Below are 21537 nucleotides of genomic sequence, written 5' to 3' on the forward strand. Positions count from 1 at the left end.
CTTCGCTCCTCGCTCCACGACCGAGTTCCACGACGACCTCACTCCCGGGAGAACACCATGAACGCAGCATCCGACTCCCTGATCCGCCTCGACGGCGTGACCAAGACCTTCGGCTCGACCACGGCGCTGAAAGACGCGTCGCTCCAGGTCGCGCGCGGCGAGATCGTCGTGCTCCTGGGCCTGTCCGGCTCAGGCAAGTCGACACTGCTGCGCCACCTCGACGGACTCGAGGTGCCCACGACCGGGTCCGTGCAGGTGCTCGGCGAGCAGGTCCCCGCGCTGAAGGGCCGGGCCCTGCGCGCGCTCCGCAGCCGCGTCGGCTTCATCTTCCAGCAGTTCGAGCTCGTGCCCTCGCTCACCGTGCTCGAGAACGTGCTCACCGGATCGCTGTCGACTGTCCGCGGTCCGCGCCTCGGGCTGTGGGGGTACTCACGGGCCGCCAAGCTCCGCGCCCTCGAGCACCTCGACCGCGTCGGCCTGCTCGACCGTGCGTACCAGCGCAGCGACACCCTCTCCGGCGGGCAGCAGCAGCGCGTCGCCATCGCGCGCGCCCTCATGCAGAAGCCGGACATCCTGCTCGCCGACGAGCCCGTCGCCTCGCTCGACCCGGAGTCGAGCGACCAGGTGATGGCGCTCATCCGCGAGATCGCGGCCGATGAAGGCCTCACGGTCGTGTGCAGCCTCCACCAGGTCGACCTCGCGATCTCCTGGGCCGACCGCATCGTCGGCCTCCGCCACGGCGAGGTCGTGCTCGACACCCCCACGACCGACCTCACGAAGGCCGAGGTCATGGAGATCTACGGACGCGTCGCGACGTCGACGGCCGAGATCCGGGCCGTGCAGGTCGAGCTCACCGAGACCGCCGTCGACGTCGCGCAGGTCGACCGGGAAGCCGCGGTCGCCGCCTCCGCAGCCGTGAGCAAGGCCTCCGTCTCGTGACGCTCCTGGACACCTCTGCCACTCCGATGCCTGCGGGCGGCGGATCCGTCGCCGCCCGCGCTCCTCGTCGTCCGATCTCGCCCGAGCGCATCGCCGCCGGGCTGACGCTGCTGACGCTCGTCGTGCTCGGCATCCTCGCCGTCCGCGAGGTCGACATCTCGATCCCCGCGATGGTGCAGAGCTGGGGCAACGCCGAGAACTTCATTGCCCGCGTCGGCGGACTGTCGTTCCCCGAGTTCGGCGACCTCGTGTGGCTCATCGCGCTGACGGTCGGTCTCGTGCTGGTCGGCACGCTGCTCGCCGCCGTGCTGTCGGTGCCGATCGCCTATCTCGCCGCAGCGAACACGACCCCCGGCAACGGCTGGCGGGCCGCGGCGCGATTCGTCGGCGTGCTCACCCGAGCTCTTCCGGACGTCGTGCTCGCGATGGCGTTCGTGCTCATGTTCTCGCTGGGCACACTGCCCGGGATCCTCGCGATCGGCATCCACTCGATCGGCATGATCTCGAAGATGTTCGCCGATGCGATCGAGCAGATCGACGAGGGACCCCGTCTCGCCATCCGCGCCGCCGGGGGGTCGAAGGTGCAGGAGTTCACCGCCGGCATCCTCCCGCAGGTGCTGCCGAGCTGGGTCGCGACCGTGCTGCACCGCAACGACATCAACCTGCGCGGCAGCGTGGTGCTCGGCTACGTCGGCGTCGCGGGTCTCGGCCTCGAGATGTCGTACGCGTTCAAGGCTCTCAACTACGGCAAGGGCCTGGGGGTCGCACTCGTGATCTTCGTGCTCTGCATCGTCATGGAGATCGTCTCGAGCATGGTGCGCGGGGCGATGCTCGGGAAGCAGAAGCACACGCGCTCGTGGATCGACCGGATCATCCACCCGCGGATGCGGGATGCGGATGCCGGGGCGTCGGCCGCTCGTCCGGCCTGGGCGGCCTCACCGCAGACCGCCGTGCGTCGTCCGTGGACGGCCGAGCGCGTGCGGAACACGATCGGCGTGGCGATCGCCGTGCTGGTCGTGATCGGCAGCGTCGTCGTGAGCCAGATCGACTGGATGGACTTCGTCACCTTCTGGGCCAAGCTGCCCGAGGTCGCCGTGAAGTTCTGGCCGCCGTCGTTCGGCAGCTACGACGCCTCCGCCATGTTCCTCGCGATGCGCGACACCGTGGCGATCGCCCTCGCCGCGACCGTGCTGACGCTGCTCCCGTCGCTGCTGCTCGGGTCGCTCGCGGCGTCGAACGTCGCCCCTGGCCCCGGCGTCCGTGGCATCGCGCGTCTCCTGCTCGTCGGCATCCGCGGCATCCCGGAGCTCATCCTCGCGATCGTGCTCGTGGTGGTCACGGGGTTGGGCGCGCAGGCGGGCGTGATCGCTCTCGCGATCGGCGGCATCGGACTTCTCGGCAAGCTCATCGCGGACTCGTTCGAGGAGGTCGACCGCGGACCGGAGCGCGCTCTGCGTGCGGTGGGCGCCACGCGGCTGCAGACGTACGCGTCCGCCACGGTGCCGCAGGGGGTGCGGGCTCTCATCGGGCACAGCTTCTACATGCTCGACACCAACATCCGCGCGGCGACGATCCTCGGCATCGTGGGCGGCGGGGGAGTCGGGTACTACCTGCTCAACGCCAGCCAGGGGTCGCGCTACGAGACCGTCACGGCGATCGTGCTGATGATCCTGGTCGCGGTGCTCGTCGTCGAGGGGCTCGCGATGTGGATGCGGAAGGTGTTCCGATGATCGGCGGGCGGACCTCCCGGGACTCCGCGGACCTCGTCGTCGTCGGCTCGGGCATCGTCGGGCTCGGAGCGGCGTACGCGGCCGTCCGCCGCGGGCTGCGGGTCGTGGTCGTGGACCGCTCGGACGCTCCGGTAGGCGCGACGATCCGCAACTTCGGGCACCTGTGCATCGGTGCGCAGACGGGGGAGGCCCGCCGCTACGCCGACGCGTCCCGCGACCTCTGGCTGCGGCTGTCGCGTGACGCGGGGTTCTGGCTCCGCGAGTCGGGAACGCTGGTCGCGGCCCGTCACGTCGACGAGATCGCGGTGCTGGAGCATGCGGCGCAGGACGGCGGCATCCGGATGCTGGATGCTTCGGAGCTGCGCCACCTGGCGCCGCTGCGCATCGAAGGGCTGGTGGGCGGCGCCCACATCGAGACGGATCTGCAGACCGACCCGCGCGCGGCGGCCCCGGCCATCGTGCGGCATCTGGCCGCACTCGGCGTCGAGTTCCGGTTCCGCACGGCGGCCCTCGAGGTCGCGGCGGGCGCGGTACGCACGACGCGCGGGGTGATCTCGGCGGAGGTCGTCGTGGTCGCGGCGAACCATGACGTCGACCAGCTGCTGCCCGACGTCGCGGAGCGGGTGGGCGTAGAGCGCTGCGCGCTCGACATGATGCGCATCGCGGCGGATCTTCCGCGGCCGTTGTCGGCGCCGCTGCTCACGGGCTGGTCGCTCGTGCGGTACGGGCGTTTCGCGCAGTCGACGGCGGCTCAGGTGCTGCGCGAGCGACTGCACGCCGAACGGCCCGACCTCGCCGCGCTCGACCTCAACCAGATGTACACGCAGCTGCCCGACGGCACGCTCATCCTCGGTGACTCGCATGCGACCGCGGCGGCTCCGCCGCCGTTCCAGCCCGAAGCCGCGTTCGCGGCTTTCCTTGCCGAGGCCGAGGCTCTGTTCGAGATCGGTGCCCCGCGCGTACTGGAGCGCTGGCAGGGGGTCTACGCCAAGGGGCCGCAGGAGTTCCTCGTCGACAGGGGCGTCGAGGGGGTGCTGGTGCTCGCCGCGACCACCGGCATCGGTATGACGACGGGACTGGGGTTCGCCGAAGAGAATCTCACCGCCGCCTTCGGGTGGACACCCGCTATGGAAGGAACGCCATGACCGCTCACGAACCCCGACCCGTCGAACTCGTCGTCCTCGACATGGCAGGCACCACCGTGCTCGACGACGGCGTCGTGGAGTCCGCTTTCCAGCGCGCGGCGGAACGCACGGGCGTCGCCGACCGGATGCCGTGGGAGGACGCTCTGCAGTATGTCCGCGACACCATGGGCCAGTCGAAGATCGACGTGTTCACGCATCTCGCGGGCGGCGACCGGGAGGCGGCGAGGCGCGCCACCGCCGCGTTCGAGGGCGCCTATGCCGAGATCGTCGCCGAGCAGGGGGTGTCGCCGATCCCGGGTGCTGCCGATGCGATCCAGGATCTCAAGGACGCGGGTCTCGCTGTCGTGCTGACGACGGGGTTCGCGCCCGTCACCCGTGATGCGCTGCTCGACGGCCTCGGCTGGCGCGGACTCGTCGATCTGGCGCTCTCGCCGGTGGATGCCGGACGTGGACGGCCCGCTCCCGACCTCGTTCTCACGGCGCTGCTGCGCACCGGGACCTCCGCGGTCGCGGCGGTGGCGGTCGCAGGGGACACCGTCAGCGACGTGGAGTCCGGACGCCGGGCCGGCGCGGGTTTCGTAGCCGGGGTCTTGACGGGTGCTCACGACTTCCGCGCTCTGTCGGGCGCGGGGGCCGACGCGGTGCTCGCCGACGTCTCGGCGTTGCGCGGGTCGCTGGCGGAGCACGGGCTGTTGCGTCTCGTCGCGACCTCCTGAGGCGCGGGATATGGGCACTCTGCTGATCCGGCCCCCCGGCCATCGCCGCGACGTCACACTGCGCCCCGCCGCGACGGCGATGGTGTGGATCGGCGACGGCCATCCGCACGAGACGATCGCGGTGCCCGGAGTGGCGCTCGGCGACGACGACGTGCTCGTGGCGGTCGAGCTGTCGACCATCTGCGGCTCCGACGTGCACACCGTGCAGGGACGGCGTGCGGTGCCCGTGCCCCTGGTCCTCGGGCACGAGTGCGTCGGTCGCGTGATCGCGACGGGCGATGCGGGTGCCACCGCGGTCGACGGCACACCGCTGCGCATCGGCGACCGGGTGGTGTGGTCGGTGACGATCTCGTGCGGCACCTGCGACCGCTGTGTGGGCGGCCTGTCGCAGAAGTGCCGCACGCTCGGCAAGTACGGGCACGACCGCATCGGCGTCCACGGCGACCTCACCGGGGCGTTCGCGAGCCATGTGCAGGTGCGGGGCGGGACTGCGATCGTCCGCGCGCCGGAGTCGCTCCCTGCCTCGGTGCTCGCTCCCGCCTCGTGCGCGACCGCGACGGCGTGGGCGGCTGTCGCCCGCGCGGCCCGGGATCGGGATCTCGACGGCGCCGCCGTCCGCGTCCACGGCGCGGGTCTGGTCGGGCTCACGGCCGCGGCGATCGCGGTGGAGCGGGGCGCGACGGTCGAGGTCCTCGACCCCAACCCGCTGCGTCGTGCACTGGCGTCGCGCTTCGGGGCCACGTGCCTCGACCGCGATCCCGACGTCGTGATCGAGGCGTCGGGACATGCGGTGTCGCAGGCCCTGGAGGGCGTGGCCACGGGCGGAACGGTCGTACTGGTCGGCAGTGTGTTCCCGGCTGATCCCGTGCCGTTCGATGCCGAGAGCGCTGTGCGTCGCCTGGTGACGATTGCGGGCGTGCACAACTACACCGGAGCGGAGCTCGCCGAGGCCGTCGCCTTCCTCGCCGGACGTGGGCGGGCATACCCCTTCGCCGACGCGGTCGGAGAAGTCCGTCAGCTCGCGGCGATCGACGAGGCGCTCGTCGCGGCAACCGCCCCGGACGCACCGCTGCGGATCGGACTCGTGCCCGGACGCTGAGGCATGCCCACGTGCCGAACGAGCGCATACCCCCACTAGCCTCGCGGACACGCGTGCGTCAGATGAACATGACGCGTCGTCGTGGTGGGTCGGTGTAGGTGCGTCCGAGGGGGCTGGTCCAGGTGAGGTCGCCTCCGGGGTGCTGGTGTGCGGTCCATCGGTAGGGGTCGTCGTTGTCGGGGTGTTTGAGGGTGTGGTGGGTGCGGCAGAGGTGGGCGAGGTTGTCGGTGCGGGTGGGTCCGCCGAGGGCGTGGTCGTGGGTGTGGTCGATGTCGCAGCGATGGGTGGGCATTCGGCATCCGGGGAAGCGGCAGTGTTGGTCGCGGGCGCGGAGGAACCTGCGCATGGGTTCGGTGGGGGTGTAGGTGTCGGTCTCGGTGACGAGTCCGGTGGGATCGAGGAAGAGGCGGGACCATCCGGTGTTTCGTCCGGCGAGGTCGCGGGCGATGTCGGGGTGGAGCGGGCCGTGGCCGTCGAGTTCCGCGGGCCGGTCGTCGGTGCCGGTGAGGGTGGTCGCGGAGACGGTGACCTGGATGCGGGCCTGGATGGTGTCCAGTCCGGTGCCGAGCGTCTCGGAGGGGGCTGAGGCGAGGAGCAGGTCGGTGAGGAGGTCGGCACGGATCTGGTCGAGCGTGCGCTCATCGGCCGGGACGTGCTCGATGTCGGGGCTGGACGGATCCGTGAGCGGGTCGACGAGTCCGGCGAGCGGGTCGATCGTGTACGTTCCGTCTTTGCCGTGGATGATGTTCTGCCCCTGGTCGGCGTCGAGGCGGGGATCGCCGGGCACGAGGTCGCGCGCGAACTCGTCGTCGGGGGCGGAGGGTTCGAGCGGCGGGAGGACGGGTTCGCGGTCGTTGCGGGTGCGGACGATCTCGCGGGCCATGCGGGTGAGGCGGTCGGCGATCGCGACGGCGAGCCATTCGGGGAGCACGGCGGTGAGCAGGGCGAGGCCGTCGTCGACGGAGCGGACGTTCACGCATCGTTCGTCGGTGGCGCGGCGGTGGCGTTCGACGACGGTCTGCTTCGCGAGAGCGGCGGCGACTTTGCGGGCGTGTGCTCGGGTGCGGGCGGCGGTGTCCTGTTCGGCGACGACGAGCACCGACTGCTCGTACAGGCCCAACGTCTCGGCATCCACGACGTTGTTGAGCACCGCCTCGGAGACGACCGTGCTCGCCTGGACGATCTCGCGGACGTGTCCGACCGTGATCGTCCCGGCCTGGAACGCGGCGCGCACCGCGGGCAGGTCGCGGGAGAGGGTGCGAGCGTCGGTGAACGCGTGCTCCACCGTCGCACGCGGTATGTGTCCGGCGGCGGCGTACTCGGCGATCATCGACCGGTAGATCGCGTCCCGGTGAAACGGACTCTCCGCCACATCCGCATCGTGCACCGCGATCCGGTCGATCAACAGGTTCGACGCGCGCGCCTCCAGTGCCGCGATCTGTCGGCGGGTATCGACCCAGTCATCGAGCAGGCGGCACCGTTCCTCCATGTCGAGGTCGAGATCGGTGCGCCGGGTCATGCTCCCAGTCTAGAACAAACGTTCGAATATACCGAGGGTCAGTCACGGAACATACCGGCATCCTCGTCGCCGCGCTGAGCCGGACTCCTCGCCGCGCTCACGGTTCAGGGCACATCACCGCGCTCACGGTTCAGGGCGCATCGGCGCGCTCGCGGCGCGGCCCCGGGGCGCGCAGCCCTTCCGCATGGAACGCCAAGAGCTTCACGGCCGCGTCGACCGTCTCGTCGAGGACCTCGTGCGGATCGCCTGCGAGCGCGAGCATCCGGTGTCCGATGCCGTCCGGCCCCGCCCACCCGAGGAAGACGGTTCCCGCTGGATGCCCGCCGTCCGGCCCCGGACCGCCCACCCCGGTCGTCGCGACGCACAGGTCGGCGTCGAACAGGTCCCGCGCACTCGAAGCGAGCTGTTCGGCGCAGGACGCCGAGACCGGATCCGTTCCCGGCGTCAGCCCCAGCACGCGCTCCTTGACGTCGGTGAGGTAGGCCACGACGCCACCGGCGAACCATTCGCCGGCCCCCTCGGCCGCACCGATCGTGCTCGCGAGGCGACCGGAGGTGAGCGACTCCACGACGCAGACGCGCAACCCGCGCTCCTCAGAGATCTCGCTCAGTCTCTCCAGGGCGTCTCGCGCTGCGGTCACTGCGAGATGCCCTCGACCGTCTTGCCCGTCGAGGCCGCCGAGAGCGACAGCGCGACGTCGGCCTGACTGACGATTCCCACCAGCTTGTGGTTCTCGATCACGGGGAGACGTCGCACCTGATGACGCTGCATGCGCTCGAGAACGACGCGCACGTCGTCGTCGGCCGCGATCGTCACCGGAGCGCCTTTCGCGAGCCGGCCGGCGGGAGTCGTCTCGGGATCCATGCCCATCGCAACAGCGCCCACCACGATGTCGCGGTCGGTGAGCATCCCCTTGAGCTTGCTGTCCTCTCCGCAGATCGGCAGCGCGCCGACGTCGAGATCGGCCATGACGGATGCCGCGATGCGCAATGAGTCATTGACACCGATGCAACGGGGGCTCGGCGTCATGATCTCCCGCGCGGTCGTCATCGCACGGCATCCGGGTCGTCGGGTGCCTTATCGGACGCGGCATCAGGGCCGGACGCGGCACCAGAACCCGACGCGGCACCAGAACCCGGCGCGGCATCCGAACCCGCCGCGGCATCCGCCTCGTGCGCCTCGTCCGCCTGGTCGGAATAGTCCGGGCGCGGCTGCTGCAGCGGCTGGTCGGAGTACTCGCCGCCGAGGCGTCCGCCGAACGGGCGGCCGTGGTCCGCGAACTCCTCGCGAGCGAACGTGAACGACCAGTCCCCGATCGTGAACTGCGCGCCCGTGCGGAGCGTCTCGGTCCGGTCGCCCGGATGCGTCGCATCCGCCGCGGGGTTGGTGTTCATCCCGCCCTCGCCGTGCATCTCGAGGACGTACTCGTCCCGTTCGTCGTGCGTGATGGTGGCGTGAACCGGGTCAGCGCCCGGGACCCGCAGGTCGGCCTCGGCGGCGGATCCGATGCGCACGACCTCGGCCTCGAGCGCGAACTCGGAGCGGTCGTCGTCGTGGTTGATCCGCAACCGGGGATCGCCCGCGCCGTACTCGGCATGCGTCGTCGCGGGCGTGTAGCCCTCGTCCGGGCGGTCGTCGATGTGCCGTGCGTTCATGAGAAGGCCTCCTCGGGTCGTGTGTCGACGCTACCGCGCGGGGTGACGTTCTGCAGGGGGTTGACTTCAGCGCCCTGCGTCGTCCGACTCCCCGAATTCGAGGGCCGGGAGGACGTCCTCCGGCACCAGCGTGATTCCTCCGGTGCTGCTGGCCGAGTTCGCCATCGCGGCGATCCACTCGGAGCGGAGTTCGACGGGGGTGGGGTCGTCGAAGATGAAGCGCAGGGGGATCGAGGGGTGCAACCAGATCGTGGTGCGGCCCGGAGCGTCGCCTTCGGGATGCTGCCAGCTCAGCGTGAAGCTCTCGTTGCGGCGCAGCTTCGTCGCGATCACGACTTTGAGATGTGCGAGGGCGCGATCGTCGATCTGGATCGGATTGTCCGCACCGTCGTAGTAGATCATTCCCATAGGATCGACGCTACGCAGGTGCGCGCCGCTCCGACAGGGGGATGTCGTTCGGCGCCCCCGTGTCGAGTGAGGAGAGGGGCCGATGGGCAAGTTCATCTACGAGGGAAACGTCAAGACCGAGATCGAGGACCGCGCGCTCACGCACCTCCAGCTCGTCATCACCGCCAAGCTCCGCCGCGCCGAGCCCTTCCCGTTCAGCTGGCGCGAGGACGCGAGCGTCGGCGGCGGCCGCACCACCGTCTGGGTGCAGCCGGGAAGCTCGCTCGTGTTCAAGTACTTCGGCAGTCGTCAGCCGTCGATCAACCGCGCCTGGATCGAAGCCCTCGCGTACACGGCGAATGCTCCCAGCGGCCTGTATCTCGTCCCCGAGCCGCAGGACGCGCACGGCTCGTCGGCCGACCACGTCGACGATTCGGTCACGCCGCCGGTCTGACGAGCGCGGCCCGCACGACCCGCGCACCGCACGACCCGCGCACCGCGCGGCGCGCACCGCGCGACGCGTGCGATCGTGTCAACCCCCTGCCGACCTCGGCCGGCTCCCGCGAGTCTCGAACGACACGGATCGAGAGGAGCGACATGACCGACACCACCGACCCGCGCCACGCGCATCGTGAAGAGGGCTTCCCCGCGCAGCAGCAGGATCAGCCGGGGCTGACCGACGAGACCCGCCCCGATCCCGACCACGGCGAGAGCTCATATCGGGGCTACGGACGGCTGCAGGGGCGCCGAGCTCTGATCACCGGCGGCGACTCGGGCATCGGCCGCGCCGTGGCCATCGCCTACGCCCGAGAGGGAGCAGACGTCGCGATCGTTCATCTGCCGGAGGAGCAGAAGGATGCCGACGACACGCTCGCGCTCGTCCGCGCCGAGGGGCGCAAGGCGCTCAGCCTCGCGGGAGACGTGCGCGACGAGGACTTCGCGACCCGGGTGGTGACCGAGACGCGCAGCGCGTTGGGCGGGCTCGACGTCCTCGTGCTCAATGCCGCCTACCAGCACGACATCGACGGCTTCGAGTCCCTCAGCACCGAGCGGATGCGCCGGGTCTTCGACACGAACCTCATCGGGATGCTGTTCACGGCGCGCGCCGCGTTCCCGCACCTGCAGCCCGGCGCGAGCGTGATCGTCTCGGCATCCGTGCAGGCGTACCAGCCGTCGCCGGGCCTGATCGACTACGCCATGACCAAGGCGGCCCAGGTCGCCTTCGTGAAGGCGCTCGCTGAAGAGGCCGGTCCGCGGGGCGTGCGCGTGAACGCCGTGGCGCCCGGACCGATCTGGACGCCGCTCATCCCGGCGACAGGGTGGGATGCCGAACGTCTGGCGACCTTCGGCGAGGACACGCCCCTGGGTCGGGCCGGCCAGCCGTCTGAGCTCGCGGGAGCCTATGTGTACCTGGCCTCCGACGACGCCTCGTACACCTCGGGCGCGGTGCTCCCGGTGACCGGGGGCAAGCACCTGTAGAGGGCCGCGCGCGGCCTAGGCTGGACCGGTGCAGCAGTCCGCGTCCTCCCGCCCGCTGGTGGGCATCGCCCTCGTCATCGGATCGTGTCTGTCGCTGCCCTTCGGCGCGGCCGTCGCGGCGCAGCTCTTCCCGGTGCTCGGTCCGTGGGGAGTGACCTCGCTGCGGGTCGCGATCGCGGCGCTGCTGCTGCTGGTGATCGTGCGGCCGAACCCGCGGGGGTGGACGCGGCAGCAGTGGACGGCCGCGGCGCTGTTCGGGCTGTCGCTCGCGGCGATGAACGCGTTCTTCTACGCGGCGATCGACCGCATCCCGCTGGGCCCGGCCGTCGCGATCGAGTTCCTCGGACCGCTCATCCTCGCCGCTGTGCTCACGCGCCGCCTCGCGGACTTCGCCTGGGTCGGGATCGCGCTGCTCGGCATGGTACTGCTCGGGGTCGACGGTCTGATCGGAGCGGAGCCGCTGGATCCGCTCGGCGTCCTGTTCGTGCTCGTCGCGGCCGGGTTCTGGATCATGTACATCCGGATGAGCGCGCGCGTGGGCGCTGTGATCCCGGGCAGCGGCGGGCTCGCCATGGGGCTGGCCGTCGCCGCGGTGCTGCTGATCCCCGTGGGGGTGCCCGCCGCCGTCACCGTGGCGGGAGACATTCAGCTGCTGCTGCTCGCGGCGATCACCGCTGTGCTGTCGTCGGTGATCCCGTACAGCTTCGAGCTCGCCGCGCTCCGGCGGCTGCCTCAGCGGGTGTTCGGCGTGCTGCTGAGCCTCGAGCCCGCTTTCGCGACCCTCGCCGGCTGGCTCGTGCTCGGTCAGTCGGCGACGCCGCTCAAGCTGCTCGCGATCGGTCTCGTGGTCGCCGCCAGCGTCGGGACGACGCTCGGTGCGCGACGCCAGGACAAGGACGCACGACGCCGTCGGAAGGAGGACGAGGCCGGTCCGTTCACCGGCCCCCTCCCGTTGCCCGACTGATCTCGCGAACCGCTCTGCGGCATCGTCTCACGCGACTCGGGCGGCCGCCCGGGCGACCGGAAGCGGATACCGGCGCCGCAGGAGCACCCGCTGCACGAGCGTCCACGCGACCGTGACGGTCAGATAGAGCGCGGCGGCCAACGGCACAAAGGCGGCGAACACGGCCGTCAGGTAGTGCAGGGCTCCCGCCACCCTCATCATGGCGGGCGAGTTCAACGGAGACTCCTCCGCACCCTCGACCGGCGCCGGACGGAAGACCCGGCGCGACACCTCGGCGACCGCGACGATGATCGCGAGGAGCACGCCGAACACGGCGAAGGTCGCGGGGGTCGCCGTGCCGCCGAACAGCGCCGAGACGAGGCTCGTGCCGAGCGGTGCGCCGAACAGCTCGTGCGTGAGCAGGTCGTTGGGGTGCCCGGCGATCTCGGGGCGCAGGAACAGCGTGTAGATCAGGCCCACGACCGGCGCCTGGGCGAGCACCGGCAGCATGCCCGCGAAGGGGGAGGTGTTCTCGGAGCGGTAGAGCTCCATCATCTCCTTCTGCAGTCGCTCGGGGTTCTTCCTGTGGCGCTTCTGCAGCTCGCGCAGCCGCGGCGCGAGGCGCGCTCTGGTCTGCTCGGCCTTGGCCTGCGAGAAGCCGACGGGGATCAGGAGCGCACGCACGAGGAGGGTCACGAGCACGACCGCGAGGGCCGCGGCGGATGCTCCGGCGAGTGGCTCGACGAGGGTGGCGAGGCCGGCCAGCGCGCCGTAGGCGGCGTCGAGGAGGGCGGCGAGGGGAGGGAAGGCGAAGGTGTCCATGGAAGTCCGTTCGTGTGTCGGGAAGGGTCGGCGAAGGCCGCGCGGTCCCGTACGAGAGACGGACTACGCGGCGGCGGCGACTCCCGGCGCACGAGGACGAGGATGCCCCGCGGCATCCGGATCGCTCTGCGCGAGCAGCGTCGAGGCGTCGATCGCACGCAGCGGATGCGGGGCGCTGCGCGGCGACGGGGGAGCGAGGCTCAGCGCGACGGCGATCGTGAGGGTGGTCAGCGCGATCAACGCGATCGCGAGACCGAGGGCGGCGGCGTCGGGCAGGGCGACGAGGCCGAGCGCGGACGCGACGAAGGCCAGCATCTGACCGAACCCCTCGCTCACGCGCACACCTCCCTCACCGTGAGCGTAACACCGGCGCCCGTGCCGCGGCCCGGAGCGGACGGGCTGTCCGCTCCGGGCGTAGCCTCGAGGCATGACTGATCTGCGCCGCCTGTTCGGCATCGAGCATCCGATCGTCCTCGGCCCGTTCGGCGGGCTCTCCTCGGTCGCACTGACGGCGGCCGTGAGCGATGCCGGCGGGCTCGGCGGCTTCGGGCTGTACGGGTTCGACGGCGCCCGCATCCGCTCCACGGTCGCGGCGCTCCGCTCGGCGACCGCACGTCCGTTCGCCGTGAACGTCTGGCTGCCGACCGGCGACGAGGTCGAGCCGAACGCGCAGCACACCGTGTTCGCGCAGGCGCTGCAGCCCTTCTACGAGGCGGTCGGACTCGACGTCCCCGGGCGTCCCGAGCAGTACCTTCCCTCGCTCGACGAGCAGCTCGACGCGATCTGGGAGTCCGCGCCGCCCGTGCTCAGCGTCGTATTCGGCGTGCCCACGGACGAGATGATCGCCGAGGCGCGTCGCCGCGGCATCCGCGTGGTCGGCACCGCGACGACGGTCGCCGAGGCGGTCGCGCTGGCCGAAGCGGGAGTGGATGCCGTCGTCGCCACCGGTCTGGAGGCGGGAGGACACCGTGTCTCGTTCCTGCGTCCAGCCGAGGACTCCCTCATCGGCACCCTGGCGCTCGTGCCGCAGGTCGTCGACGCGGTCGACGTGCCCGTGGTCGCGGCCGGAGGCATCGCGGAGCGGCGCGGAGTCGCGGCGGCATTCGCGCTCGGAGCCTCGGCCGTGCAGGTCGGCACAGCCTTCCTCGCGACCGCCGAGTCGGCCACGACCGATGCCCACCGTGAGGCGATCCGCTCCACTGCCGCCGACGAGACCGTGCTCACCCGCGCCATGAGCGGACGTCTCGCCCGCGGAGCGCGCAACCGCGCTGTGCGGGCGATCGAGGCGAGCGGCACGATCGCGCCGTTCCCCATGCAGAACTGGCTCACCGGGAAGTTCCGCGCTGTCGCGAACGATCAGGGTCTCGGCGAGCTGCAGTCGCTGTGGATGGGTCAGGGTGCCCCGTTGGCGCGTGCCCGCACGGCATCCGAGGCCTTCACGGAGCTGCTGGCGGGGGTGCCGCGGGAGGGGTGACGGCCGTTCTAGCCACATATCTGGCTAGAATGTGCGCATGTCAACTCACAACGTTCTCGACGCGAGGAACAACCTCTCACGCTTGATCGTGGAGTCGCAGAGCGGCGAGGACGTCGTCATCACCCGCCGCGGGACGCCGGTGGCACGACTCGTGCCGGTCGGCCCCGTCGACATGATTCAGAGCGGACGACTGCTCGTGGAATGGATCGAGAGTTCACCGCTCCCCCCGCGACTCTCGCGCCTCGCACGCGAGATCGACGCGCAGGTCGCCGAGAACCGGGACGCCTGGGAATGATCTATCTCGACTCCTGCATCCTGATGCACGCGCTCGAGGACGCAGGGCCCCGCGGCGATGCCGTTCGCCGACGGCTTCGAAGCATGGACGAGACGGTGGCGTCGAGTCCGCTCGCGCTGCAGGAGTGCCTCGTGCTCCCGATCCGGGAGCGGAACCTCGAGGTGCGGGATCGATATCTGGCGCTCTTCGATCACCTCGAGAGCATCCCCCTCGACACCGCAGTCTTCGTGCGTGCCGCTGAGCTCCGCGCGGACTTCGGGGTCAAGACGCCGGACGCCCTGCATCTCGCCGCAGCGCAGCTCTCGGGATGCACGGAGTTCTGGACGAACGACCGAAGGCTCGCATCCGCGTCGCACGGTCTCGCCGTCGACGTGATCGACGACGCCGGTTCGGGCTGAAAGCTCTCCGTCGCTAGAGGATGACGGTCGAGCGGCCGTGCACGATCACGCGGTCCTCCGCGTGCCACTGCACGGCGCGCGCGAGCACGAGACGCTCGACGTCGGCGCCGCGGCGCTGCAGTTCGGCGGCCGATTCGGAGTGGGTGACGCGCGTGACGTCCTGCTCGATGATCGGCCCCTCGTCGAGGTCGGCCGTCGCGTAGTGCGCCGTGGCTCCGATGAGCTTGACGCCCCGCTCCTTCGCACGCGCATAGGGGTTCGCGCCGATGAACGCGGGCAGGAACGAGTGGTGGATGTTGATCACCGGCGCCTCGAGGCGCTCGATGAAATCGTCCGTGAGGATCTGCATGTAGCGCGCGAGCACCACGAGGTCGACGTTGCCGCGGAGCAGCTCCAGCTGGCGCTGCTCCATGGACTCCTTGTCGCCCGAGGGGATGTGCACGAACGGCACGCCGAACGACCGGACGGCCTCCGCGAGGTCGGGGTGGTTCGAGACGACCATCGTCACGTCGATGTCGAGCTGTCCGCGCTGCGTGCGCCACAGCAGCTCCATGAGGCAGTGGTCGTACTTCGACACGAAGATAGCGACGCGCTTGCGGCGGGCGGTGTCATGCAGCGACCACTCCATGCCGAAGCGCTCGGCGACCCGCTCGAGATCGGCTTCGAGCGCGGTGCGGGCCGCGGCGAGACCGGGCAGGTGGATGACGGTGCGCTGGAAGAAGCGTCCGCCCTCGGAGTCCGTCGAGTGCTGGTCGAGCGAGATGATGTTCGCGCCGTGCTGTGCGAGCACGCCGGCGACGGCGGCGACGATGCCGGGCTGGTCGTCGCAGGCGATCAGCAGGCGGGCGGTGTCGGGCTGGGGCATGGAGGACTCCTCGGGGTGTGCATCGATTCTGCCGTGGATGCGACCCCCGGGCGAATCGCCGCCATACCCTGGAGGGATGGAGACGCCCGCACCCCTCGCCTCGCGGCTGCTCGCCGAGGCGCGCGCAGCTCTGCAGGGCGCTCCGACCGAAGGGCTCGGGGAGGAGCGGGAATCGCGCTGGCGCGGCCACCGCATCGTGAAGATCGGCCGGGTCTGGCACCTCGGCGTGCTGTTGCTCACCGACACGCACGCGCTCGCGACGGCCGAGGTGCTGCGCGCCGCGGACCCGGGTCGACGCGGCTACACGGCCGAGTCCGCGCGCGAGCGAGCCGCGCGTCGGGCGCTCGCCCTGCGCGGCGGGTTCGACGAGGGCGAGGTCGCGCACGTGGGGTGGACCGTGATCGACGTGGATGCGGTGGATGCCGGCGGAGCATCCGGTCCGCTCGCAGTCGTCGACGGCGTGCCCTCGGTGCGCTGGAGCACAGCCGGTGGATGGATGCAGCTCGAGACCTACCTGCGCGAGCGGGTGGAGCTCCTTCGGGGCTGAGCGAGAGCGAGGCGTTCCCGGTCGTTGAGCGAGGAGCGCAGTGACGAGGCGAAACGCCCCGGCGCCGCCTTCGATGTCACCCGGCGAACGTCTCCGCGAAGCGTCGCAGCAGCGCGGCGCCCTCCGTGACGGAGGCCGCGAGCACCTGGCCCTGCACGAGGTCGAACTCCTCCGGGTCGAAGTACCCGGTCGTGCGGTAGAACGTCATGCGGTCGGCGAAGTCCCGCGGCGTCGGCTCCGGGTGGAACTGCGCCGTGTACAGGTGCGTGCCCACGCGGTACGCCTGCACCGGGCACGCGGCGTTCGTCGCGAGCAGCACAGCGCCGTCGGGCAGCGACGCCGCGGATTCCTTGTGCGCCGTGAAGACCGTGAGCGCCGGCGCGCTGGGGCCGAAGACCGGGTCGGCAGAACCCGCCGCGGTCGTCTCGATCACGGTCGCGCTCGCGGGCTCGGGTGTCGCCGTCGTGACCTCGCCTCCCAGCATCCGCGTCACGACGCCGATGCTGAAGCACGTGAAGAACACTGCGATGCGCTGGTCGATCGCGAGCCGCGCGAGAGTCTCGAGGTCGGCTTCGACGCGGAGCTGCTCGGTCGGCTTGTGCTCATCGCTCACGTTGAACGGCGACCCGCCCACGACGACGCCCCGGTAGCGGGTCAGGTCGACCGTGTCGAGGCGCTGCGTGAGCAGGTCGAGACGGTCGACGACATCCACGCCGAGAGCCCGTCGGAACGAGGCGTGCTCGGCATCCGCCGCCCCGAGCTCGGGACGCACGCAGACGTAGAGAAGCGAGACCACCACGCGAGTCTAACGAGCGCGAGGGACCCCTCCGGACGCGGGCGTCACCGGGACGAGTTGGCGGTGCGGCCGCGCACGATCCCCACGAACGTCTCGACGTCCGGCGTCGTCCGATCGCGCAGCCAGGCGAGGGCCACGGTCGACGTCGGACCGTCGGCGAGGGGCCGGTGCTCGACGTCCTTGCGGTGGTGCAGGCGCGCCAGGGACATGGGTACGATCGCGACGCCCGTGCCCGTGGCGGCGGTCGCGATCGCGTCCGCGGTCGTCATCGCGGAGAAGCGCGGTGCGACGGCATCCGCGATGTCGAAGGGGATGAGTGCGTCGTCGGTCAGCGCGAGCACGACCTCGCCCGCGAGGTCGGCGATCGCGAGCTCCTCTGCCGCCAGCAGGTGCGACTCGTTCGAGGCGACGACGACGGGCACCTCCTCGTAGAGCGCGATGACGTGCAGATCGTCATCCGCGAGGGGAAGGCGCACGAGCGCGGCGTCGAGCCCGTCGAGCGCGGTTCGCTGCCCCGCGACCTCGATCGGGACGAGTTCGAGCGGCACGTGCGGCATCCGCTGCTTCCACGCGTCGATCCACTTGCCGGGGGTCGCTCCGGGGACGGCTCCGAGCCGGAACGTTCGGGGCTCTTCGGGTGCGGGCGCGTCGAACACGACATCCGCGGTCTTGCGCGGTGGCTTGGGCGGCGGGAACCGCTGCGCGGGCGCGGCCTTGTTGCGCCGCACGGGCGTGCCCCGTCCGGACCCCTTGCCCCCGCCGCGCGCCGGTCGTCGTCCCTGGGTCGCCATGCGCTCCAGGCTACCCGCCGCGCGGCTCCAGGCGACGCTGATCCGTCACCCGATCACGCCGCGAGCCACAGGCCCTTCGGCGTCGTGGCGATGGTCAGACCGGCCGCGACCGTCTCGTCGTCGCCGATCCGCGCGCCGCGCACGATGCGTGCCCCGGCCCCGACCTCGGTGCGGACGCCGATGTGCGCGTGGTCTCCCACGGCCGCGCCCTCGCCGATGTGTGCGTGCGCGTCGATGAACGCGCCCTCGCCGATCACGGCATCCGGTTCGATCCACGCGCCGCGGGCGATGGACGCCCCGGCGCCGACGCGCGCGCCGGGTTCGATGTAAGCGCCCGCTTCGATGTGCGCCTTCGGATGGACCTTCGCGCCGTGCGCGACGAGACCCCGACCGTTGGCGTGCTTGCGGTAGCGCAGCGTGTCGCCTCGGTCGTTCTCGATGTCGACGTAGTTCTTGCCCACGATTCCTCCCGTGCTCCGGAGTCTCCCGGATATATGAACAACCATGAGTGGTTCGGATTCATTCCCCGGAATGGATGGGACGGATGTGTCGCCTCAGCGCTGGCAGACGGGGCACCAGAAGGTCACGCGCTCGCGCGTCGGATCGGCGCCCAGCTCGCCGCGGCGGATGAGGGTGCCGCAGCGTCGGCAGGGGCGGCCGGAGCGGCCGTACACCCAGGTGCCCTGGCCCGGCCGGTCGACACCCGTGAAGGTGCGATGGCGACGATCGCGGTTCGCGCGTATCGTGCGGACCCCGAGCTCGATGAGCGCTGCGACGTCGACCTCGGGAGTCGGCGTCGTGGGCAGCACGCCCCTCAGGAACAAGAGCTCCGCCGCGTACTCGTTGCCGAACCCGGCGACGTTGCGCTGGTCGAGGAGCGCGACGTGGATGCTGCGCGTGTCGGCACTCAGTCGCCGCACCGCTTCGGCCGCATCCCAGTCGGGAGCGAGTGGATCGGGACCCAGATGGCCGATCAGCTGCTGCTCGTCGCGGGTCGGCACGACCTCGATCTCGGCCAGGTCGATGCCCACGGCCTCGCGCTGCGCCGTACCGACGATCGCGCGGACCTTGAAGGCTGGATGCCGCCACTTCTCGCCCGGTCGATACACGAGCCAGGCGCCATCCATGCGCAGATGGGAATGCAGCGTGCTGTCGCCGATCCGCAGCAGCAGATGCTTCCCCCGGGCGCCCGAGGAGACGATCGGCTGGCCTGTGAGGTCGACGGTCGCGGCTTGGGGCACGCGGAGGTCGAAGCGCGTGACCTCCGATCCGACGAGCGCATCCTCCAGGCGTCGGGCGGTGCGGAAGACGGTGTCGCCCTCGGGCATCAGACGGCTCCCGTGCCGGAGGAGTGCCCGGCGGGCGGCGGGAGCGGCGCGGCCGTGGCGTCCGGCGCGGGCGGCGGCGGAGCGAGAGTGGTGCGCTGCAGCATCGTTCGGGCGAGGATCGTCGAGCCGGCGACCGCGGCGGGCATCACGGCGACCGCACCCCCGGGGATCAGGAAGCAGAGCTGCGTCGCGACCCCGAAGCCCAGCACCCGCGCGCGACTGCCGCGGAACAGCGCGGCGCGATCGGCGGGCGACAGCTCGCGGGCGTCGAACGCCCGAGCGGTGAGCTCGCGCGCCAGCAGCCGCCCCGTGAGGGTGACACCCATCACCGGGCCGAGGAGTCCGCCGACGAGCGGCACGAAACCGAGGAGCAGCACGACGATCGCCACGAGGACGCCGAGCAGCACGAGCCGGATGCCCTCGCCCAGCGCCGTCCAGAACCCGCCGCCGTCGGCGGAGGGCGCATCGCCCAGATCGGCCTCCACCGCCCGCCAGATGCGCTGATAGAAGGGGTCTCCGATCGCGAGCGCCAGAGCGCTGAACACCGTGCTCGCCAGAGCGAGGGCCGCGGCGAAGAGCACGATACCGACGACCCCGCGGAACAGGCCGCGCCAGGGCTCGACCCAGCCGTCGGCGAACGGGGTGAGTGCGTCGGCGATCGTGCCGAGTGAGAGCGCCAGGGGGATCAGCGCCGCGAGCAGCAGCACGGCGGCGATGACCGCAGGCACGAGGCCGAGCGCCATGAGCCGGGGACGGGAGCGCCAGGTGCCGAAGCCGCGCAGCAGCATGCGGACGCCCTCGCCGAACTCGCGGATCATGCGACCAGCCTAGGAGACGGCTCCGACACCCGGCGGGAGCACCTCGCGCTCAGGACGCCGCGGAGCGTTGGACGATCGTCTGCAGCATCCCCACATCCACGTGCTCCAATGACGAGACCCGGTGGACCCCGGGTGGGAGGCTCCGGGCGGGGTCGCCCACCACGACGGTCGTGCAGCCTGCCGACACGGCCGACCACGCACCGACCTGGGAGTCCTCGAGCACGACGCAGCGTCCGGCGTCGAGGCCCAGTGCGGCAGCGCCGTCGAGATAGGGATCCGGGGCCGGCTTCGTGCGGACGGAGTCGTCGGCCGTGATCGACACCCGGAACGCCGACAGATCGACGCTCTCCGCGAAGCGATCGACCCAGTGCCGCGGCGACGACGTCACGAGAGCGAGCGGCACCGAGGCCTCCGTCAGCGCGCGCAGAAGGGCGGGAGCTCCCGGACGCCACGTGACCGATTCGGCGTAGGCCGCGAGAGCCCGACGGTCCAGGTCGAGGGCGATCGCGGACTGCGGCTCGCGGAGGTCCAGGCGCTCGCTCAGCAGCGCCGCGGCGCGATCGAGGTCGAGACCCTCGGAGGCGGCGGCCAGGCCCACGGCATCCGCTCCATCGTGGTCGTTCACGAAACGTTCGATGACGCGCAGCCACGTGCTCTCGGTGTCGAGGAGTGTGCCGTCCATGTCGCTCAGGACGCCCCATCGGGGCGCGGGATCGTGTGTCATGGGTCGTCCTCCGGTCGCGTCGATCTCCACGGACCGCTGCCCCCATCTCCGCGGGGGCAGGAGGACGCCGCCCGGACTGAGCGGGAACGGCGGGTGAACGCGAGGAGAACGCCGCGGGAAACTCCGCGGACAGGTGCGTGCAGGTGTGCAGGATGCTGTCGCACAGGCGGATCCGCGCGCCGCCGCGGGGCTACGCTGACCGCGGACCGGCCCGCATCCGACCCGGCGCCGTAGAGAGGAGAAACCGTGCACCGGTACCGGGAGATCGCCCGCGACCTCACCATGCAGATCGCCGACGGCGCCTTCGACGCCACCGGGATGCTGCCCGCAGAGGCGCAGCTCGCCGTGACCTACGAGGTGTCTCGAGGGACCGTGCGCAACGCGCTGGTGCTCATGGCGAGGCAGGGCGCGATCGCCCCCCGACGCGGGTCCGGATGGCTCGTGCGCACGACGGGGCTGAGCCAGCGCTTCTCGGAGATGCGGTCGTTCGCGCAGTGGGCGCGGAGTCGGGGCATGGAACCGGGCGGACGGGTCGTCGAGCAGCGGAGACGTGCGGCCACCGCGCACGAGGTCCGGCGGTTCCGCGGTGGGCACGGCATCGGCGACGTGCTCGAGGTCGTGCGCCTGCGGATGCTGAACGGACGGGTCGTGATGCTCGAGCGCACCGCGTACCCGTCGTGGATCGCGCCGCTCGTCGAGGATCTGTCGCCGGAGGAGCCCTCGGTCGTCGGCGCCCTCGAAGAGCGCGGCGTGCGCATGGTGCACGGCGAGCACACGATCGATGCGATCGCCGCCCCCAGCGAAGACGCCCGTCTGCTCGACGTGCGGCGGTCGAGCCCGCTGCTGCGGGTGAACCGGGTCAGCTACGCTGCGGACGGGCGGGCGATCGAGGCGGGCGACGATCGCTACCTGCCCGATGTGATGTCGTTCCAGGTGCAGTCGTCGCTGCAGGGCATGTCACTCACCCGGCAGACGGGGTGACAGCGGGCGGGTGGCGTCGCGGTCGGTGAGGTCGCGTGCCTGTGAGGTCGCGGTCGGTGAGCTCGCAGGCCTGCGGGCGCGGGGAG

Annotated in this window: 27 protein-coding genes; 13 read left to right on the top strand and 14 right to left on the bottom strand. The window is 71.3% G+C overall.

Annotation, left to right across the window (positions count from 1 at the left end; translation table 11 throughout):
* Positions 1-57 precede the first annotated feature (57 nt).
* Genes phnC through MRBLMX7_RS14160 form a run of 5 tightly spaced genes read left to right on the top strand, consistent with a single transcriptional unit; the run spans position 58 to position 5629 of the window.
* Complete coding sequence (gene phnC, locus MRBLMX7_RS14140) at positions 58-939, top strand: phosphonate ABC transporter ATP-binding protein (protein ID WP_363369416.1); 882 nt, start codon at positions 58-60, stop codon at positions 937-939.
* On the top strand, positions 936-2669 hold the full coding sequence (phnE, locus tag MRBLMX7_RS14145; protein ID WP_363369418.1) for a phosphonate ABC transporter, permease protein PhnE: 1734 nt from the start codon (positions 936-938) through the stop codon (positions 2667-2669). The genes phnC and phnE overlap by 4 nt, the downstream gene beginning before the upstream one ends.
* Positions 2666-3814, top strand: coding sequence for a TIGR03364 family FAD-dependent oxidoreductase (locus tag MRBLMX7_RS14150; protein ID WP_363369420.1), 1149 nt, complete (start codon positions 2666-2668; stop codon positions 3812-3814). Before phnE ends, MRBLMX7_RS14150 begins: the two co-directional genes overlap by 4 nt.
* Positions 3811-4530, top strand: a complete 720-nt coding sequence (locus MRBLMX7_RS14155) for an HAD family hydrolase (protein ID WP_363369422.1) — start codon at positions 3811-3813, stop codon at positions 4528-4530. Before MRBLMX7_RS14150 ends, MRBLMX7_RS14155 begins: the two co-directional genes overlap by 4 nt.
* 10 nt (positions 4531-4540) lie before the next feature.
* Positions 4541-5629, top strand: a complete 1089-nt coding sequence (locus MRBLMX7_RS14160) for an alcohol dehydrogenase catalytic domain-containing protein (RefSeq protein ID WP_363369424.1) — start codon at positions 4541-4543, stop codon at positions 5627-5629.
* A 58-nt stretch (positions 5630-5687) separates the two neighbouring features.
* Here MRBLMX7_RS14160 and MRBLMX7_RS14165 read toward each other — a convergent pair whose 3' ends face one another.
* The 5 genes from MRBLMX7_RS14165 to MRBLMX7_RS14185 all read right to left on the bottom strand — a co-directional run bounded on the left by MRBLMX7_RS14165 (position 5688) and on the right by MRBLMX7_RS14185 (position 9211).
* Positions 5688-7148, bottom strand: coding sequence for an HNH endonuclease signature motif containing protein (locus tag MRBLMX7_RS14165; RefSeq protein ID WP_363369426.1), 1461 nt, complete (start codon positions 7146-7148; stop codon positions 5688-5690).
* 130 nt (positions 7149-7278) lie between these two features.
* Complete coding sequence (locus MRBLMX7_RS14170) at positions 7279-7788, bottom strand: CinA family protein (RefSeq protein ID WP_363369428.1); 510 nt, start codon at positions 7786-7788, stop codon at positions 7279-7281.
* On the bottom strand, positions 7785-8198 hold the full coding sequence (locus MRBLMX7_RS14175) for a CBS domain-containing protein (RefSeq protein ID WP_363369430.1): 414 nt from the start codon (positions 8196-8198) through the stop codon (positions 7785-7787). The genes MRBLMX7_RS14170 and MRBLMX7_RS14175 overlap by 4 nt, the downstream gene beginning before the upstream one ends.
* Positions 8195-8803, bottom strand: coding sequence for an FHA domain-containing protein (locus MRBLMX7_RS14180; RefSeq protein ID WP_363369432.1), 609 nt, complete (start codon positions 8801-8803; stop codon positions 8195-8197). Before MRBLMX7_RS14180 ends, MRBLMX7_RS14175 begins: the two co-directional genes overlap by 4 nt.
* Positions 8804-8869: 66 nt before the next feature.
* Positions 8870-9211, bottom strand: a complete 342-nt coding sequence (locus tag MRBLMX7_RS14185) for a hypothetical protein (protein ID WP_363369434.1) — start codon at positions 9209-9211, stop codon at positions 8870-8872.
* 82 nt (positions 9212-9293) lie between these two features.
* Between MRBLMX7_RS14185 and MRBLMX7_RS14190 the strand changes: the two genes are divergently transcribed.
* The 3 genes from MRBLMX7_RS14190 to MRBLMX7_RS14200 all read left to right on the top strand — a co-directional run bounded on the left by MRBLMX7_RS14190 (position 9294) and on the right by MRBLMX7_RS14200 (position 11633).
* Positions 9294-9644, top strand: coding sequence for an ATP-dependent DNA ligase (locus MRBLMX7_RS14190; RefSeq protein ID WP_363369436.1), 351 nt, complete (start codon positions 9294-9296; stop codon positions 9642-9644).
* 143 nt (positions 9645-9787) lie between these two features.
* Entirely contained in the window at positions 9788-10669 is an 882-nt protein-coding gene (locus MRBLMX7_RS14195) for an SDR family oxidoreductase (RefSeq protein ID WP_363369438.1), read from the top strand.
* Positions 10670-10697: 28 nt separating this feature from the next.
* On the top strand, positions 10698-11633 hold the full coding sequence (locus MRBLMX7_RS14200) for an EamA family transporter (protein ID WP_363369440.1): 936 nt from the start codon (positions 10698-10700) through the stop codon (positions 11631-11633).
* A 27-nt stretch (positions 11634-11660) separates the two neighbouring features.
* Here MRBLMX7_RS14200 and MRBLMX7_RS14205 read toward each other — a convergent pair whose 3' ends face one another.
* Positions 11661-12434 (bottom strand): YidC/Oxa1 family membrane protein insertase, encoded by a 774-nt coding sequence (locus tag MRBLMX7_RS14205; RefSeq protein WP_363369442.1) that lies wholly within the window; start codon positions 12432-12434, stop codon positions 11661-11663.
* Positions 12435-12497: 63 nt separating this feature from the next.
* Positions 12498-12770: a DUF6412 domain-containing protein gene (locus MRBLMX7_RS14210; RefSeq protein WP_363369444.1), complete on the bottom strand. Its 273-nt coding sequence runs from the start codon at positions 12768-12770 to the stop codon at positions 12498-12500.
* Positions 12771-12861: 91 nt separating this feature from the next.
* Between MRBLMX7_RS14210 and MRBLMX7_RS14215 the strand changes: the two genes are divergently transcribed.
* The 3 genes from MRBLMX7_RS14215 to MRBLMX7_RS14225 are packed head-to-tail and all read left to right on the top strand — an operon-like array spanning position 12862 to position 14601.
* Positions 12862-13908, top strand: a complete 1047-nt coding sequence (locus MRBLMX7_RS14215; protein ID WP_363369445.1) for an NAD(P)H-dependent flavin oxidoreductase — start codon at positions 12862-12864, stop codon at positions 13906-13908.
* 37 nt (positions 13909-13945) lie between these two features.
* Positions 13946-14203, top strand: a complete 258-nt coding sequence (locus tag MRBLMX7_RS14220; RefSeq protein WP_363369447.1) for a type II toxin-antitoxin system Phd/YefM family antitoxin — start codon at positions 13946-13948, stop codon at positions 14201-14203.
* Positions 14200-14601, top strand: coding sequence for a type II toxin-antitoxin system VapC family toxin (locus tag MRBLMX7_RS14225; protein WP_363369449.1), 402 nt, complete (start codon positions 14200-14202; stop codon positions 14599-14601). The genes MRBLMX7_RS14220 and MRBLMX7_RS14225 overlap by 4 nt, the downstream gene beginning before the upstream one ends.
* Positions 14602-14614: 13 nt before the next feature.
* On the opposite strand, the gene purU is transcribed toward MRBLMX7_RS14225, so the two are convergent.
* On the bottom strand, positions 14615-15466 hold the full coding sequence (gene purU / locus MRBLMX7_RS14230; protein ID WP_050722441.1) for a formyltetrahydrofolate deformylase: 852 nt from the start codon (positions 15464-15466) through the stop codon (positions 14615-14617).
* 76 nt (positions 15467-15542) lie between these two features.
* Here purU and MRBLMX7_RS14235 point away from each other — a divergent pair, with 76 nt between their 5' ends.
* Positions 15543-16013, top strand: coding sequence for a glutaminase (locus tag MRBLMX7_RS14235; protein WP_363369452.1), 471 nt, complete (start codon positions 15543-15545; stop codon positions 16011-16013).
* A 76-nt stretch (positions 16014-16089) separates the two neighbouring features.
* Here MRBLMX7_RS14235 and MRBLMX7_RS14240 read toward each other — a convergent pair whose 3' ends face one another.
* The 6 genes from MRBLMX7_RS14240 to MRBLMX7_RS14265 all read right to left on the bottom strand — a co-directional run bounded on the left by MRBLMX7_RS14240 (position 16090) and on the right by MRBLMX7_RS14265 (position 20470).
* Positions 16090-16809: a glutamine amidotransferase-related protein gene (locus MRBLMX7_RS14240; protein WP_363369454.1), complete on the bottom strand. Its 720-nt coding sequence runs from the start codon at positions 16807-16809 to the stop codon at positions 16090-16092.
* 44 nt (positions 16810-16853) lie between these two features.
* On the bottom strand, positions 16854-17600 hold the full coding sequence (locus MRBLMX7_RS14245; protein WP_363369456.1) for a LysR substrate-binding domain-containing protein: 747 nt from the start codon (positions 17598-17600) through the stop codon (positions 16854-16856).
* 53 nt (positions 17601-17653) lie between these two features.
* Positions 17654-18061: a DapH/DapD/GlmU-related protein gene (locus MRBLMX7_RS14250; protein WP_050722444.1), complete on the bottom strand. Its 408-nt coding sequence runs from the start codon at positions 18059-18061 to the stop codon at positions 17654-17656.
* A 93-nt stretch (positions 18062-18154) separates the two neighbouring features.
* Complete coding sequence (locus MRBLMX7_RS14255; RefSeq protein ID WP_363369458.1) at positions 18155-18928, bottom strand: DNA-formamidopyrimidine glycosylase family protein; 774 nt, start codon at positions 18926-18928, stop codon at positions 18155-18157.
* A complete protein-coding gene (locus MRBLMX7_RS14260) occupies positions 18928-19746 on the bottom strand; it encodes an EI24 domain-containing protein (protein WP_363369460.1) in 819 nt (272 codons plus the stop codon). Before MRBLMX7_RS14260 ends, MRBLMX7_RS14255 begins: the two co-directional genes overlap by 1 nt.
* A 49-nt stretch (positions 19747-19795) precedes the next feature.
* Entirely contained in the window at positions 19796-20470 is a 675-nt protein-coding gene (locus MRBLMX7_RS14265) for an HAD family hydrolase (RefSeq protein WP_363369462.1), read from the bottom strand.
* Between the two features lie 246 nt (positions 20471-20716).
* On the opposite strand from MRBLMX7_RS14265, the gene MRBLMX7_RS14270 reads away from it, so the two are divergent.
* Positions 20717-21451, top strand: a complete 735-nt coding sequence (locus tag MRBLMX7_RS14270) for a GntR family transcriptional regulator (RefSeq protein WP_363369464.1) — start codon at positions 20717-20719, stop codon at positions 21449-21451.
* Positions 21452-21537 lie beyond the last annotated feature (86 nt).

The sequence above is a fragment of the Microbacterium sp. LMX7-1.2 genome, assembly GCF_040675935.1.
In the GTDB taxonomy this organism is placed as follows: Bacteria; Actinomycetota; Actinomycetes; order Actinomycetales; family Microbacteriaceae; genus Microbacterium.

Bases quoted from the DNA above. Each gene is read 5' to 3' on its own strand.
- MRBLMX7_RS14180 (WP_363369432.1), bottom strand. From the start codon at position 8,803: ATGAACGCACGGCACATCGACGACCGCCCGGACGAGGGCTACACGCCC.
- purU (WP_050722441.1), bottom strand. From the start codon at position 15,466: ATGCCCCAGCCCGACACCGCCCGCCTGCTGATCGCCTGCGACGACCAG.
- MRBLMX7_RS14235 (WP_363369452.1), top strand. From the start codon at position 15,543: ATGGAGACGCCCGCACCCCTCGCCTCGCGGCTGCTCGCCGAGGCGCGC.
- MRBLMX7_RS14225 (WP_363369449.1), top strand. From the start codon at position 14,200: ATGATCTATCTCGACTCCTGCATCCTGATGCACGCGCTCGAGGACGCA.
- MRBLMX7_RS14150 (WP_363369420.1), top strand. From the start codon at position 2,666: ATGATCGGCGGGCGGACCTCCCGGGACTCCGCGGACCTCGTCGTCGTC.
- MRBLMX7_RS14245 (WP_363369456.1), bottom strand. From the start codon at position 17,600: ATGGCGACCCAGGGACGACGACCGGCGCGCGGCGGGGGCAAGGGGTCC.
- MRBLMX7_RS14160 (WP_363369424.1), top strand. From the start codon at position 4,541: ATGGGCACTCTGCTGATCCGGCCCCCCGGCCATCGCCGCGACGTCACA.
- MRBLMX7_RS14165 (WP_363369426.1), bottom strand. From the start codon at position 7,148: ATGACCCGGCGCACCGATCTCGACCTCGACATGGAGGAACGGTGCCGC.
- MRBLMX7_RS14205 (WP_363369442.1), bottom strand. From the start codon at position 12,434: ATGGACACCTTCGCCTTCCCTCCCCTCGCCGCCCTCCTCGACGCCGCC.
- phnC (WP_363369416.1), top strand. From the start codon at position 58: ATGAACGCAGCATCCGACTCCCTGATCCGCCTCGACGGCGTGACCAAG.
- MRBLMX7_RS14195 (WP_363369438.1), top strand. From the start codon at position 9,788: ATGACCGACACCACCGACCCGCGCCACGCGCATCGTGAAGAGGGCTTC.
- MRBLMX7_RS14175 (WP_363369430.1), bottom strand. From the start codon at position 8,198: ATGACGACCGCGCGGGAGATCATGACGCCGAGCCCCCGTTGCATCGGT.
- MRBLMX7_RS14265 (WP_363369462.1), bottom strand. From the start codon at position 20,470: ATGACACACGATCCCGCGCCCCGATGGGGCGTCCTGAGCGACATGGAC.
- MRBLMX7_RS14260 (WP_363369460.1), bottom strand. From the start codon at position 19,746: ATGATCCGCGAGTTCGGCGAGGGCGTCCGCATGCTGCTGCGCGGCTTC.
- MRBLMX7_RS14255 (WP_363369458.1), bottom strand. From the start codon at position 18,928: ATGCCCGAGGGCGACACCGTCTTCCGCACCGCCCGACGCCTGGAGGAT.
- MRBLMX7_RS14215 (WP_363369445.1), top strand. From the start codon at position 12,862: ATGACTGATCTGCGCCGCCTGTTCGGCATCGAGCATCCGATCGTCCTC.
- MRBLMX7_RS14185 (WP_363369434.1), bottom strand. From the start codon at position 9,211: ATGGGAATGATCTACTACGACGGTGCGGACAATCCGATCCAGATCGAC.
- MRBLMX7_RS14155 (WP_363369422.1), top strand. From the start codon at position 3,811: ATGACCGCTCACGAACCCCGACCCGTCGAACTCGTCGTCCTCGACATG.
- MRBLMX7_RS14220 (WP_363369447.1), top strand. From the start codon at position 13,946: ATGTCAACTCACAACGTTCTCGACGCGAGGAACAACCTCTCACGCTTG.
- MRBLMX7_RS14190 (WP_363369436.1), top strand. From the start codon at position 9,294: ATGGGCAAGTTCATCTACGAGGGAAACGTCAAGACCGAGATCGAGGAC.